A 14,420-nucleotide genomic window follows, 5' to 3' on the forward strand; every position below is an offset into this window, starting at 1 on the left:
CTTCCGTTAATTACTTAAATAAAATGGTCGACGATATCCAAAGATACCTTGTTGTAATAAATTCATGATGCCTGAACTTGCCGCGTTGCTGAGTCCAGTTAAACTGAACTGCAAACTGACGCCATTATCAAACTCTGCAGGTGGCAACGGCTCATCACTAAAGTTCAGATCGTAATTACGATTGACTCGGCGATAAGCGCTAATTTGTATCGACCAACAGCAGCTGTCATATTGCAGACCAAATAATGCGTCCATAGTTCGATTTGTTCGTAAATCTTGGTACCAATGAGTTGCAAATGCCCAATCGCGATTTAGTCGCCATGAAGCAACCATACCAATTTGCTCCACTTCCTCGGTGGTACCGACAAGGCCTTGAACGCGTCGATGATTCAACTGTATCAAGTTCCCTGCGTCTTTACGATACTCAAGTGCCGCTCGACTTTTGCGAACAATACTTAAATCGGTATCGTATTGAACGGCCGAACTAGCAAACCAGCGCTCAGAAATACGAAAGTCGAGTTCTGCGGCTAGTTCAGAGTTACTTGCTGTGATGCGACTGGTTTCGTCAAATAACTGCGTTTGGCTTTCGTCTAAATAAATAATTTGGCCAAGACTTAAACGTAAAAGTTCATCGGCGTAGTCGTTAAAAAAGCTTGTGGTTGCACCAAATGTCACCTGATGCGCATCAGCGATGCGATCGAGGCCGGTAAAACGACGCGGACGGAACAAACTGTAGTAATCGTCTTGCATGAGAATCGTGTCGTAAATACCAATGTTGGTTTGGTCACGATAAGGCACATACAAATACTGCAGTTGTGGTGTCAGAGTTTGGTAACCCAAACTATTGGTGAACGGACGCTCAAGATGAATACGCCCATGCCAACGAACTTGCGGAATTGCTCGTGTGACGCTTGCGTCCCGTTGCTCGTCTGCAAATTGATCATAGTGTGTGACCAAGTAACTCAAATCCGCTTGCCAGTCCCAGGCCGGCCGAATAACTTCGTAACGTAAAGTTGGCTCAGCATGCACTCGAGTTGCAGTATCACTGCCATTTAAAGGGTTTCGGAAATGAGTCACTTCGGAAAACCATTTCAGCTCAAAACCTAAATCAAGCGGTTGTTCATGCCAAGCAGAAAAACGCGGCATAGTGCGATAGGGTGCGCGATATGGCCCAAGCATTTGAAAGTCTTCGACCTGGATTTGTATGCGAGTTAGACCCGCTTGATAGTCTAATTGTCCGCGACGATATAAATGAGGGTCGGCGCGGTTTATAAATGTGCTGCCAAAATCATTGATGTAGGCGGTATCACTCACCTGCGCATAATCTAAGTAACCACTCCAGCGCTCGTTCAGCCGAGACTGTTGTTCGACTCGCCAAAGTGAGCGGCTATTGTCGTTATTACTGCGGCGATCTTTGTGCAAGTAATTGGCTTCAACGGTCCCTGCATGGCTATCCGTTAAATAGCGGAATTCGGCCATGCCCATCACACCACGGTCAGTCATCAACCTTGGGGTTAACGTGAGGTCGTAGTTTTCGGCAAGATTAAAATAGTAAGGCACTTCAAGTTCAACACCATTGCGTGCCGAGCTGCGAATGGTCGGATATAAGAGTCCTGACTTGCGCTCGTCAGTTAACGGAAAGCTAAACCGTGGAATATACAGCACCGGCACATTGAATAAGCGGAATTGTGCGTGATGAGCGGTACCCCAACTGTCGTTTTCATTGATTTCAATGTTGCGAGCAGCGATTTGCCAAGCTGGACGATCACCTGGACAAGTTGTGAAGGTCCCGTCGTGCAGCATGACTTGCCGTTCACCTTCGGCCGTGCGGATATCGATTTGCCCCGCAACACCGTGGGCAGAACGCTCAATTAGTAAGTATTCACTATCAATAATTGAAGCACTTTGCGAAAAACTGTCTGCTTGGATATCAGACGCTCGCACGGCAATGTAATCGTCGCTAAAAAGGAGACCACCGTCAGCCCGCAACTCACCAGTGACATTGTCAAAAGCGGCATTACCGGTTAAGAGTCGTTGGCGACCTTGCAGTAGCACCACGTTGCCTCGAAACTGCGCAAAACGATCAGCGTCGAGCTGGGTATGGTCGGCACGTACGAGTAAATCTTCGAGGCTTAATTCACGACCTTGTAGCAACTCATCCGCACTTGGGATTTGATCAAGCCACTGCGGCGACACTTGGCAGCTCGCGAGAGCCGTTGACGGCGCTTGTGCGGGTTGTGACAAGGTTTGCGGACTCGTTTGTTGAGCCGTTGCTGGCATGACGGCAAACGCCATCGTCATCGAGGCCGCGAGCACCATGAATACTGAACGACATGGTCGCGACAAAACGAAGGCGCGGGAAGCGGGAAGCGCGGAATGCGTCGCATGCTCATTGAGCAGGCAACGTCTCTGATTCAGCATCAATTTCTGCTGTTCATTCATGAAAGCTTAACTATTGTTGTTTGATTTGGCATCGTAAGCATTATGATAAAGCAATTTCCTTTGCGCGGCTATTTGCTAATATGCTCATCGCAGTTAAAAAGTTAAATAAATGAGGTTTCAGTGGATCAACGTTTGCGTCTGTTACAACCCTGGTTGCAAAGTCAAGTGAGCGAGCTCGCTCCGAAATCCAGTTTTGTTGTCGAGTCACTTGCGGGTGATGCGAGTTTTCGACGCTATTTTCGGGTCGTCCTGCATTCTCCCAGCCAGTCGCAACAGCCGGACAGTCTGGTGCTAGTTGACGCGCCACCGCCAGAGTCGCTCGAGCCATTTGTCTCGCTTGCTATTGCTTATCAAGAACAGGGTGTGCGCACACCGAAAATTCTGGCCACCGATGCAAAACTTGGCGTGATGCTTTTGGAAGACTTCGGCAACCGATTGTTCGCGGATAATCTTTCAATGGCAACGGCACTACCGCGTTATCAAACTGCGATTGAACTGCTGCCTCAGATCATGGCGGTAAAACAACATCGCCAGGGGGCGATTCCGGATTATGACCGCGCCTTATTACAGCGCGAAAATAGCCTGTTTACCGACTGGTTATTGCAGGAACATTTAGGCCTCGAGTTGTCAGCCGCAGAGCAAGCGCTTTGGCAGCAGGTAAACGAATTGCTTATTGAGAACGCATTAGCGCAGCCACAGCTTGGTGTTCATCGCGATTACCACTCGCGCAACCTCATGCTACTGGCTGAGCCGCTACAAGGTGGACGTGATTTAGGCGTGATTGATTTCCAAGACGCGGTACGCGGCCCCATTACTTATGATCTTGTCTCCCTCCTGCGTGATTGCTATGTCGTTTGGCCGCGAGATTGGGTGTTGGCGCGCGTTGAAGAGGCGTATGCGCTATTGCAATCAGAAGGCCTCATTGACGGAGTGAGCTGGCAACAGTTTCTCCGTTGGTTTGATTTGATGGGCTTACAGCGCCATACCAAAGCCAGCGGAATTTTCGCACGTCTTTACCATCGGGATGGCAAGGCAGGTTACTTGGCCGATGTCCCGCGCACCGTGCAGTATCTTGTTGACGTATCCGCTGATTATCCGGAATTAGCGGACTACCATGACTGGCTAAAAGCACGCATTCAACCGGCCATTGCGGCTAAGGCTGCGAAAACGGAGCATCAGGAAAGCGTATGAAGGTTTCTGCCTGCACAGCAATGATCCTTGCCGCAGGCCGCGGCGAACGCATGCGACCGCTAACAGACAGTCAGCCAAAACCACTTTTGTCCGTGGCGGGCAAACCGTTAATTGTTTGGCACCTTGAAAAGCTTGCCGCAATTGGCGTGACCGATGTGGTGATTAACACGGCTTGGCTGCCGGAGGTGTTGGTCGAACGTTTGCGGGACGGTGCCGATTGGGGACTGACGATTCATTGGAGTCACGAACCAGCCGGCGGTTTGGAAACCGCCGGCGGGGTTTTGCAGGCCTTACCGCTGTTAGGAAAAGATCCTTTCTATCTGGTGAATGGCGATGTGTTTAGTGATTACGATTACGCTAATTTACCGACGGAACTCAATGACAAACTGGGTCATTTAGTTCTGGTGAATAACCCAGAGCACAATCCGCTCGGCGACTTTTGTCTTGATTCGAGCCGCCAAGTCACGCCCAGAGTAGGGAGCAAACCTGGTTTGACCTTCAGTGGTTTGAGTGTGTTACATCCGCAGCTATTTGAACCTTGGTTGAGCTACTCCGGAAAACGCTTGCCGCTGCGCGAAGTGTTTTTGCCTGAGTTAGCACGTGGTGGTTTAGTCGGTGAACACTATGCAGGGTTATGGACTGACGTTGGCACCCCAGAACGTTTGCAGCAACTGAATCAGTTGCTCGAAGCGAATTCTGCCGGTAGTTCAAACTCGAGCGCCGCACCCGTGCGCGGGTGACGGAAGGCAATCCACTCTGCGTGTAGCAATAAGCGTGGCTGTTGTTTGCAATCCTCGCAGCCATAGAGGCGATCGCCAATGATTGCATGCCCGAGTTGCTGCATGTGAACCCGCAATTGGTGCGAACGACCGGTGACAGGGTAGAGCAGAACTTCAGTGCTTGTTGCATTCACCGCAACGCGTTCAAACTTGGTTAGAGCAGCCTTACCGTGCTCATAACAGACCATTTGCTTCGGCCGGTTCGGCCAGTCACAGCGCAAGGGTAATTCAACCGTTCCTGATTCACTTTCTAACACCCCGTGCAGCCGCGCGCGATAACGTTTTTGTACTTGCCGTTCTTGAAACTGCCGTCCTAACTGGCCCTGACTAAATTTGTCCAGCGCCATAATAATTAAGCCAGACGTCGCCATGTCTAATCGATGCACAATCAGTGCAGTTGGCAAAACCGCTTGCACGCGTTTTTCCAAGCTGTCTTTGTGTTCTGGAGCCTTACCTGGAACCGTCAAAAGCCCAGCGGGTTTATTCAGCACAATGACATGCTCGTCACGATACACAATCGATAACCAAGGGGTTTGGGGCGGGTTATAAACAAACATAAAAGCCTAATAAGAGTTTCTTGACGAATTTTGTGACGGATGGTCAGAGCTGCGAAATGTTACCAGAAATCACTACCTTTTGAATTTTTTTTATGGAATTCATCACAGCGTCATTTTCTTGCGCTATGCTCAAAAGACAACAACAAAAAATCAGAGGTGGGCTATGCCTGAATCGATTCAGAATGAAGACCCCAAGTTCTATATTCTCGACACCAACATCCTCTTGCATGAACCGCTTGCCTTTTTAAACTTTCAAGAACATAACGTTGTCATTCCCATGGTCGTCCTTGAAGAACTCGACCATATCAAAGACCGCCAGAAAGACGTCAGTCGCGACGCCCGGGTGGCAATTCGTTCGCTCGAAGAAGCACTGCATGAAGCAACTCCAGAGCAAATTATCGACGGAGTGCCGCTGACGCGGATTTCAGGTGAACACCAAGCTGTGGGGCACTTGTCGATTTTCCCCGATTTTCAGTTACGTCAGGCAGAATCTGCGTTGGCGTTGAATGAAAATGATCATCGGATTATTCAAACAGCGCTGCAATTACAAAAAGACAAAGCACCGGCGAAAGTGGTGTTAGTCACGAAAGACATCAACATGCGCTTAAAGGCCAAAGGCGCAGGTGTTAAATGCGTTGAAGACTATCGTACGGACCAATTAATTGATGATATTCGCTTATTGTCAAAAGGCTTTTATCAGTTTGAGGGTAACTTTTGGGACAGTGTTGGCGAGGTCAAAACCGAGCAAGATGGTCGCGACATTTATCATTTTATTGCTCGCGACTTGTTCCCAACGGTTTACCCGAACGAATACTTGCTAGATGAAACGGACCACTTTTGCGCTCGCGTTGAAAGTTTCACCGACAGCCATGTGAAAATTTTAGACTTAGGCCGCGAGCGGCTCATGGGTATTCGAGCATGGGGAATTAGTCCAAAGAATATCTATCAAGCGATGGGTATGCACGCCTTGCTTGACCCAAGCCAAGACTTAATCATTTTAACGGGCCCCGCAGGATGCGGTAAAACATTACTTGCACTTGCCACAGCACTTGAACAAGTGGTCGAAAAGGGCATGTACGAGAAAATTATCGTGACTCGCAATACACCGGAAATAGCCGAATCGATTGGCTTTTTACCGGGTACCGAAGAGGAGAAAATGGCGCCTTGGCTTGCTGCGATTACTGACTCATTAGAAGTATTGCACAAACATGATGAGCACATGGATGCGAGTCTTGAGTTCACCATGAAAAAAGCCAATATTCAGTTTAAGTCGCTGAACTTCATGCGCGGTCGGAGTATTCAGAATGCTGTGGTGATTCTTGACGAAGCGCAGAATTTAACGGCGAGTCAGCTCAAAACTATCATCACTCGCTGCGGTGCTGGAACGAAAATTATTTGCTCCGGTAACTTGGCTCAAATTGACAGCTATTACTTAACCGCTGTGACGTCCGGCTTAACCTTTATTGTTGAGCGCTTTAAAAATTACTATGGCAGCTCGACCATGAACCTCAACGGCGTTGTGCGTTCGAGTTTGGCACAGTATGCGGAAGAAAACTTATAATCAGCTACAGGTAGGCAGCTACAGGGCTGCATGGTGGGCAAAATAATCTTCTAAAATCACACAGGCCGCGGCGCTATCGACGCGGCCTTTTTGCAGTTCACGGAAGCCACCTCGGGCAAACAACTCTTCACGGACACTGACCGTGGTTAGCCGCTCATCTTGCAGAAAGATTTGTACGCCAAAGCGACCGTGAAGTCGATTCGCAAACTTTCTTGCGCGTGCTGTAAGTGGTTGCTCGGTGCCATCCATATTCAGTGGTAGACCGACGACACAAAGCGCCGGCTGCCATTCTTGGATCAGCTTTTCAACTTGCGCCCACTGCGGCACGCCATCGTTGGCTTTCAAAGCTGGCAACGGCGAAGCGGTACCGGTTAACGCAGTACCGACGGCGACGCCAATGCTTTTCGTGCCGTAATCAAAGCCAAGAATACTCATGGATTGCTACCTATCGACTATGCGTGTCCGGCTTCACTGGAGAGCTGATTAATATCGAAACCTAAACGCTCAGCAGCTTTTTCCCATCGCTGTGCAGTGGGGGTATGGAACAACAAATCAGCGTCAGCAGGAATGGTTAACCACGAGTTGTCGGCAATTTCCTCTTCGAGTTGGCCAGCGTCCCAACCTGCGTATCCCAGGGTGAGCAAAAAATGTTGCGGCGCTCGGTCTGAGCCAAGCGACTCAAGGATATCGCGAGATGTAGTAATCATAATCTCGTCGCTTAACTGCAAACTACTGCGCCAGCCTTCTTGTGGTGGGTGTAAAACAAAACCGCGGTCGGTGGCGACAGGGCCGCCGGTGAGAACATGGATATCTTCGAGCGAACGGGTCGTCGTGACTTCCACTTCAATTTGTTCAAGCAAGCTCGCGACGGTAAGGCCGACCGGTTGGTTAATCACTAAACCCATCGCGCCTTCTTCGTTGTGCTCACAGACATAGGTGACCGTGTGGTGAAAAAACGGATCATTTAAGCCAGGCATGGCAATTAAAAAATGATTCTGCAGGCTATGAAACGGTGCTTTTTTCGGGGTGTCTGACATATCCACTCCTTTTATGAACGTGATGCTGAGGGTAAATCAGCGATGACAGCATCAAATAATTGACCTGCAATATTAATTTGATATGCGTTTTCAATTTCGCGCATACACGTCGGGCTAGTGACATTGATTTCGGTGATACGATCGCCAATCACATCAAGCCCAACAAGGTATAAACCTTTCTCTTTTAAAACTGGCCCAATGGTGCGAGCCAGTTCCAAGTCACTTTCGCTCAATGGCTGTGGACGGCCACTACCACCGGCTGCCAAGTTGCCTCGCGTTTCACCCGCAGACGGTATCCGTGCGAGTGAATAGGGCACCGGCTCGCCGTTGATAATTAAAATGCGCTTGTCGCCGTCTTTAATGGCCGGCAAATATTCCTGCACCATAGCGAAACGTTTGCCATGGTTAGTCAGTGTTTCGATGATGACACCAAGGTTTGAGCCTTGCTCGTCAACCCGAAAAATAGACGCACCACCCATACCGTCGAGCGGTTTCAATATAATGTCTTGATGCTTTTGGTGAAACTCACGAATCTGTTTGGTACTGCGTGTTACAAGCGTCGCTGGGATCAAGTCTGGGAACCACGCGGTGAATAGCTTCTCACTGCAGTCGCGCAGACTTTGCGGACGATTTACCACTAAGGCACCGTCACGTGCGGCTAAGTCTAAGATATGGGTTGCGTAAACAAACTCAATATCAAATGGTGGATCCTTGCGCATGAAAATGACATCGAGATCGCCCATGTTGACGATTTCGTCGGCGCCTAATTGGAAATAGTTTTCGCTACGATCCCAGACCTGCAACGGACGAACGCGTGCTTTCGCCGTGCCTTGGTCAATAAACATGTCGGCTAGCTCAAGATAAAGTAACTCATAGCCACGAGCTTGCGCTTCAAGCGCAATACGGAAACTGGTGTCTTTGTAAGTGGTAATGGACGCAATTGGGTCCATGACGATAGCAACACGGATCATGTCGGACTCCTAACCTAAATCGCCAAAATGGCATTGTAACGCAGTTATGGCTGCAAGTGCTGCAGTTTCGGTGCGTAAAATCCGCGGCCCAAGCTGAACCGGGTGGCAACCTGCGGCGGCAGTGGCTAACACCTCTTGCTCCGAAAAGCCGCCCTCGGGGCCAATCAGGAGATGGTATTCATTGGCCTCAGCTAAACCGGAGAATGGCGTTTTGACATGTGGATCGAGAGTGACGGTGATACCGTTACGCTCGGCAGCAAGCCAATCGGTGAGCTTCATCGCTGGGAGTACTTTCGGAACAAAGTTTCGTCCTGACTGTTCGCATGCTGAGATAACGATTTTTTGCCATTGTTCCTGCTTTTTTTCTAACCGGTCACCGCTAAGTTTCACATTACAGCGCTTGGTAAACAGGGGCGTAATTTCATGCACACCGAGTTCTACCGATTTTTGTAAAACGAAATCCATGCGGTCGCCTTTACTGATACCTTGGGCGAGATGGATTTTTAGGTCTGATTCGACATTGGCCTCGCGCTCAGCGGTGATTTTGACGTCGACACTCTTTTTGCTGACCGCAGTAATTTCAGCGGTATAAGCACGATTGTCGCCGTTAAACAGCTCGATGGTCGCACCAACGGGTAAACGCAACACACGGCTCGCATGATGACTGGCTTCATCGCTCAGTTGGAAGACACCATTGAGCGCAAAGGTTTGAGTTTGATAGAACCGAGGAATACGCATACAGATCCTTGCTGCTGAAACGTCGAGACGTTCGTCAAGACGTTCGTCAAGACATTCGTCAAGACATTCGTTAAAACGTCATGTTACCGCTCCAACGTAACAGCGGCAAGGCCTCTAGTATGCCTGCATGCTAGCTCAATTTCTTAATTGCGCTTGCGACGAATGCTTTCGACGTTGGTGGCAATCGATAACAATAGAATCATTGACTCTTTCATTAACGAGATAAAGATAACTGAGAAATAGAGCACAACGGTCGCAGCGAGTGCAGTAGCGAAGGCTTCCATGATGCCATAGATGAAAATGCCACCGAGGAATCCAAACACCACGAAAATGCCGCCGCCAACCCACCAAAGCAGAATGACACCATCCCAGGCACGACGAAACCAGTCGAGAACTGGAAACTCGGTGGTTTTTGTCGAATCAGATTCATTGCGGGTTTCTTCATGGAGTTCGGCTAATCGCGCCATAGCACCTAACCAAATTCTTAATGGAATTGTGAATAATCGTAAAATAACTAAGATCAGCGCTTGGATGAGTGCCGGTCCAAGTTGCTGTTTGACACTAATGCCGGGAATCATATTTTTATCGTCGCTCATAGCTTGCCTCATCACTTTTAAAGTACTGACAAATAATTGTTTTTATCTCATTGAGCTTAGCCGACAACGATCAGGTTGGCAATTTTTCAACGCCAATAAAAAAGCCGCCAGAGCAAGACTCAAGCGGCTTCAATTTTATCTGGGGCGAGCGTTACAGAGAGGCTAAAATAGCGTCTACTTTATCGGTTCGCTCCCACGGGAACTCTTCGCGACCGAAGTGGCCATACGCTGCAGTCGGCAGGTAAATTGGGCGCTCGAGGTCAAGCATTTTTAAAATTCCGTAAGGACGCAAATCAAAGTGCTCGCGCACTAAACGAATGAGTGTTTCCTCGTCGTATTTGCTGGTACCAAAGGTTTCGATACTAATGGATGTCGGCTCAGCAACACCAATTGCATACGAAACTTGCAGCTCTAAACGCTCCGCTAAACCAGCGGCAACTAAGTTCTTGGCGACATAACGCGCTGCATAAGCGGCACTACGATCAACTTTCGATGGATCCTTGCCCGAAAACGCACCACCGCCGTGACGAGCCATTCCGCCATAGGTATCGACGATAATCTTACGACCCGTTAAACCACAGTCACCCATTGGCCCACCGATAACAAAGCGACCGGTTGGGTTGATATGGATTTTGGTTTCTTTGGTTAGCCACTCAGCCGGTAATACAGGCTGAATGATGTGTTCAAGCACGCCGTCACGTAATTCTTGCAAGCTGACTTCCGGAGCATGTTGGGTGGAAAGCACGATGGCATCGATACCGACTGGTTTGCCATTGTCGTAAACGAAGGTGAGCTGGCTTTTCGCGTCAGGACGCAACCAGTCCAAACCAGCTTTACGCACTTCTGCTTGTCTTTGCACGAGGCGGTGCGAATACATAATTGGTGCAGGCATGAGCTCTGCGGTTTCATTGGTGGCATAACCAAACATTAAACCCTGGTCGCCGGCGCCTTGATCTTCTGGACGCTCACGGTCAACGCCTTGATTAATGTCAGGAGACTGCTTACCAATTGCGTTTAATACTGCACAACTGTCAGCGTCGAAGCCCATGTCTGAGTGGACATAGCCGATTTTACGCACGGTGTCGCGAGTGAGTTCTTCAATATCAACCCACGCATTGGTGTTGATTTCACCGCCAACTAAAACCATGCCGGTTTTGACAAAAGTTTCGCAAGCCACACGGGCTTTTGGGTCTTGAGCGAGAATCGCATCAAGCACGGCATCAGAGATTTGATCCGCAATTTTATCAGGATGACCTTCTGACACAGATTCAGAAGTAAATACGTGACGAGCCATAGTAATTCCAAAGCTAAGACTTAAAGTGGGAGTATGGTAGCCGATTGATGAATAAAAATCTACATTTAGACGTCTATCTGTCTAAATGAAACAAATTCTCAACGTTTCCAATTTGCGTGAATCGCTCGAATGATGGACAATACGCGCGCTAAGTGGTGTACGCTGTGCGCCTTCATATTGATCAATACAGTCAGGAGTTTCCGATGTCAGATCGTCGCTATTTTGCCAATGCGATTCGTGCGTTAAGTATGGATGCAGTACAACAGGCCAAGTCTGGTCACCCTGGAGCCCCGATGGGCATGGCAGATATCGCAGAGGTGTTATGGCGGGATCATATGTCACATAACCCCCAGAACCCAAACTGGGCTGACCGTGACCGCTTTGTTTTGTCAAATGGTCATGGCTCAATGTTGATTTACTCACTGTTACATCTAACCGGCTATGACGTCAGCATCGACGACCTTAAACAGTTCCGTCAATTGCATTCGAAAACCCCGGGTCACCCAGAGTATGGCTACACGCCAGGCGTTGAAACGACCACCGGACCACTTGGCCAAGGTATTTCAAATGCGGTTGGGATGGCGATTGCTGAAAAAGCACTTGCGGCGCAGTTCAACCAACCACAATTCCCGATTGTTGATCACTACACTTATACCTTCCTTGGTGACGGCTGTTTGATGGAAGGTATTTCCCATGAAGTCTGTTCATTAGCCGGCACGTTGGGGCTTGGCAAATTGATTGCATTTTACGACGACAACGGCATTTCAATTGATGGTGAAGTGGAAGGTTGGTTTACCGACGACACCGTCAAGCGCTTCGAGAGTTATGGCTGGCAGGTTATTGCCGATGTCGATGGTCATGACAGTGACGCGATTGAGCAAGCCATTGCGGCAGCGAAAGCTGACAGCACGCGCCCAACATTAATTTGCTGTAAAACAATTATTGGCTTCGGCGCACCAAACAAGCAGGGTACTGAAAGCTGTCACGGCGCCCCATTAGGTGACGATGAAATCGCCAAGACTCGCGAAGCATTAGGCTGGAACCACGCTGCGTTTGAAGTGCCAGAAGACGTATACGCTGCGTGGGACGCCAAAGAGAAGGGCGCTGCTGTCGAAGCGAAGTGGAATGAATTGTTCGCCGCGTATAGTCAAGCACACCCAGAATTAGCGGCAGAGTTTAGTCGCCGGATGGCCGGTGAGTTGCCAGCAGACTGGAACGAAACGGTCACCGCTTATGTTGAAAAACTGCAAGCGAACCCAGAAAAAGTTGCGACCCGTAAGGCGTCACAAAATGCCTTGAACGCACTTGGTCCGGTTTTACCAGAACTAATGGGCGGCTCAGCAGACTTAGCTGGCTCGAATTTAACCATTTGGAAAGACTCACAGCCTTTGACGGCTGCAGATGCAAGCGGTAACTATATTTATTACGGCGTGCGTGAATTTGGTATGTCTGCCATTATGAATGGTATTCAGTTGCATGGTGGTTTCCGTCCGTATGGCGCAACCTTCCTAATGTTCATGGAATACGCTCGCAACGCAGTGCGCATGGCTGCGCTAATGAAGCAGCCTGTCATTCATGTCTATACCCACGATTCGATTGGTCTTGGTGAAGACGGTCCAACCCATCAACCGGTTGAGCAATTAGCCAATTTGCGCTTAACGCCGAACTGCCAAACATGGCGTCCGTGTGACCAAGTTGAGTCGGCAATTGCTTGGCAAGCTGCGGTAGAACGCACTGACGGTCCAACCTGCTTAATTTTCACGCGCCAAGGTGTACCGCAAATGGCACGCGACGCTCAGCAACTCGCTGACGTGCGTAAAGGTGCTTATGTTTTGAAAGACTTTGCGGAACAGCCTGAATTGATTCTGATTGCGACAGGTTCGGAAGTTGAATTAGCCATGCAAGCGGCGGAGCAGCTGACTGCAAATGGGGAGAAAGTGCGGGTGGTCTCAATGCCATCAACCTGCGTATTCGACCAACAAGATAAAGCCTACCGTGATAGCGTTTTACCACCGCAGGTTCGTCGCCGTGTCGCCATTGAAGCGGGTATTGCTGGCTTTTGGCACAAGTATACCGGCTTTGACGGTGCAGTCGTCGGTATGACCAGCTTTGGTGAGTCGGCTCCGGCGGAAGAATTATTCCGTCATTTTGGCTTCACTGTTGAAAACGTGGTGAAAGTCGCTCAATCGCTTTAAATGAAAGGAAGTGAAATGGTTCCAACTGGACAGCCGCAGCAAGCAAAGATTCGCGTTGCGATAAATGGCTTCGGGCGTATTGGCAGAAGTATTGCGCGAGCCTGGATCGAGTCTGGTTGGGATCAGCGCATTGAGATTGTTGCTATCAACGAGTTAGCAAGTACGTCGGCCATGGCGCACTTGCTGCAATACGACTCGACTCATGGTCGCTTTGCGGCGCACGTGAGTGACAAAAATGACACCTTGTTGATCAACCAACATGCAGTTCAAGTGTTACATCGGCGGGATTTGAATGACCTACCGTGGCGTGAACTCAACATTGACGTTGTGCTGGAATGTACCGGTGTATTTTCCAGCAGAGCAGAAGGCCAAGCTCATTTGACGGCAGGCGCGCGGCGGGTGCTATTTTCCCACCCGGCTTCGCCAGATGTCGACTTCACGCTCATTCAAGGCATCAATAATAGTGACCTGAGCGCCAGCGATCGAATTATTTCCAATGGCTCCTGCACCACAAACTGTATTGTGCCGGTGATTAAAGCGCTCGACGATGCTTTCGGCGTCGACAGCGGAACCATTACAACCATTCATTCGGCAATGAATGATCAGCAAGTGATCGACGCCTATCATGATAACCTGCGGTTATCGCGTGCAGCCTCGCAATCAATTATTCCTGTGGATACGCGATTGGCTCGAGGTATTGAACGTATTTTGCCGAAATTTGCCGGTCGCTTTGAGGCGATTGCAGTGCGCGTACCAACCACCAACGTTACGGCGATGGACTTAAGTGTGACGTTGCAAACTGAAGTGGACATTGCCACTGTAAATACTGCTCTGCGTCATGCGGCTCAGCGAGATCTTGCCGGCATTCTTGGATATACTGAATTACCTTTGGTGTCGTCTGATTTTAATCATGACGCCCGATCAAGTATCATTGACGGTACGCAGACACGCGTGAGCCATAAGCAACTTGTCAAAGTATTGTGCTGGTGTGACAACGAGTGGGGCTTTGCCAATCGAATGCTCGAGTCAGCTGCGACGTTAGCCGGATTAGACTAAACT

Annotated in this window: 13 protein-coding genes; 5 read left to right on the forward strand and 8 right to left on the reverse strand. The window is 49.3% G+C overall.

Going from position 1 to position 14,420, the window contains the following annotated elements:
- Window positions 1–6 precede the first annotated feature (6 nt).
- A complete protein-coding gene (locus CWE06_RS07060; RefSeq protein WP_157981152.1) occupies window positions 7–2,280 on the reverse strand; it encodes an LPS-assembly protein LptD in 2,274 nt (757 codons plus the stop codon).
- A gap of 282 nt (window positions 2,281–2,562) precedes the next feature.
- On the opposite strand from CWE06_RS07060, the gene CWE06_RS07065 reads away from it, so the two are divergent.
- Both CWE06_RS07065 and murU read left to right on the forward strand, forming a co-directional pair.
- A complete protein-coding gene (locus CWE06_RS07065) occupies window positions 2,563–3,633 on the forward strand; it encodes an aminoglycoside phosphotransferase family protein (protein ID WP_126792580.1) in 1,071 nt (356 codons plus the stop codon).
- A complete protein-coding gene (gene murU, locus CWE06_RS07070) occupies window positions 3,630–4,373 on the forward strand; it encodes an N-acetylmuramate alpha-1-phosphate uridylyltransferase MurU (RefSeq protein WP_126792581.1) in 744 nt (247 codons plus the stop codon). Before CWE06_RS07065 ends, murU begins: the two co-directional genes overlap by 4 nt.
- On the opposite strand, the gene CWE06_RS07075 is transcribed toward murU, so the two are convergent.
- On the reverse strand, window positions 4,310–4,969 hold the full coding sequence (locus CWE06_RS07075; RefSeq protein WP_126792583.1) for a pseudouridine synthase: 660 nt from the start codon (window positions 4,967–4,969) through the stop codon (window positions 4,310–4,312). The two genes, murU and CWE06_RS07075, sit on opposite strands and share 64 nt — an antisense overlap.
- A gap of 163 nt (window positions 4,970–5,132) precedes the next feature.
- Here CWE06_RS07075 and CWE06_RS07080 point away from each other — a divergent pair, with 163 nt between their 5' ends.
- The gene (locus tag CWE06_RS07080) at window positions 5,133–6,530 is read left to right on the forward strand and encodes a PhoH family protein (protein WP_126792585.1); all 1,398 of its coding nucleotides are present in this window, start codon (window positions 5,133–5,135) and stop codon (window positions 6,528–6,530) included.
- Between the two features lie 18 nt (window positions 6,531–6,548).
- On the opposite strand, the gene ruvX is transcribed toward CWE06_RS07080, so the two are convergent.
- The 6 genes from ruvX to metK form a co-directional block, all read right to left on the reverse strand.
- Window positions 6,549–6,965: a Holliday junction resolvase RuvX gene (gene ruvX, locus CWE06_RS07085; protein WP_126792587.1), complete on the reverse strand. Its 417-nt coding sequence runs from the start codon at window positions 6,963–6,965 to the stop codon at window positions 6,549–6,551.
- Between the two features lie 17 nt (window positions 6,966–6,982).
- The gene (locus CWE06_RS07090) at window positions 6,983–7,567 is read right to left on the reverse strand and encodes a YqgE/AlgH family protein (protein ID WP_126792589.1); all 585 of its coding nucleotides are present in this window, start codon (window positions 7,565–7,567) and stop codon (window positions 6,983–6,985) included.
- An 11-nt stretch (window positions 7,568–7,578) separates the two neighbouring features.
- Complete coding sequence (gshB, locus tag CWE06_RS07095) at window positions 7,579–8,538, reverse strand: glutathione synthase (protein WP_126792591.1); 960 nt, start codon at window positions 8,536–8,538, stop codon at window positions 7,579–7,581.
- A 9-nt stretch (window positions 8,539–8,547) separates the two neighbouring features.
- Window positions 8,548–9,276: a 16S rRNA (uracil(1498)-N(3))-methyltransferase gene (locus tag CWE06_RS07100; RefSeq protein ID WP_126792593.1), complete on the reverse strand. Its 729-nt coding sequence runs from the start codon at window positions 9,274–9,276 to the stop codon at window positions 8,548–8,550.
- Window positions 9,277–9,419: 143 nt separating this feature from the next.
- Window positions 9,420–9,872, reverse strand: a complete 453-nt coding sequence (locus CWE06_RS07105) for a hypothetical protein (protein WP_126792595.1) — start codon at window positions 9,870–9,872, stop codon at window positions 9,420–9,422.
- Window positions 9,873–10,023: 151 nt separating this feature from the next.
- On the reverse strand, window positions 10,024–11,166 hold the full coding sequence (gene metK / locus CWE06_RS07110; RefSeq protein ID WP_126792597.1) for a methionine adenosyltransferase: 1,143 nt from the start codon (window positions 11,164–11,166) through the stop codon (window positions 10,024–10,026).
- 203 nt (window positions 11,167–11,369) lie between these two features.
- On the opposite strand from metK, the gene tkt reads away from it, so the two are divergent.
- Complete coding sequence (gene tkt / locus CWE06_RS07115) at window positions 11,370–13,361, forward strand: transketolase (protein ID WP_126792599.1); 1,992 nt, start codon at window positions 11,370–11,372, stop codon at window positions 13,359–13,361.
- Between the two features lie 15 nt (window positions 13,362–13,376).
- Window positions 13,377–14,417 (forward strand): erythrose-4-phosphate dehydrogenase, encoded by a 1,041-nt coding sequence (epd, locus tag CWE06_RS07120; protein WP_126792601.1) that lies wholly within the window; start codon window positions 13,377–13,379, stop codon window positions 14,415–14,417.
- Window positions 14,418–14,420 lie beyond the last annotated feature (3 nt).

The organism is Aliidiomarina haloalkalitolerans (assembly GCF_003987315.1).
Taxonomy (GTDB): Bacteria; Pseudomonadota; Gammaproteobacteria; order Enterobacterales; family Alteromonadaceae; genus Aliidiomarina; species Aliidiomarina haloalkalitolerans.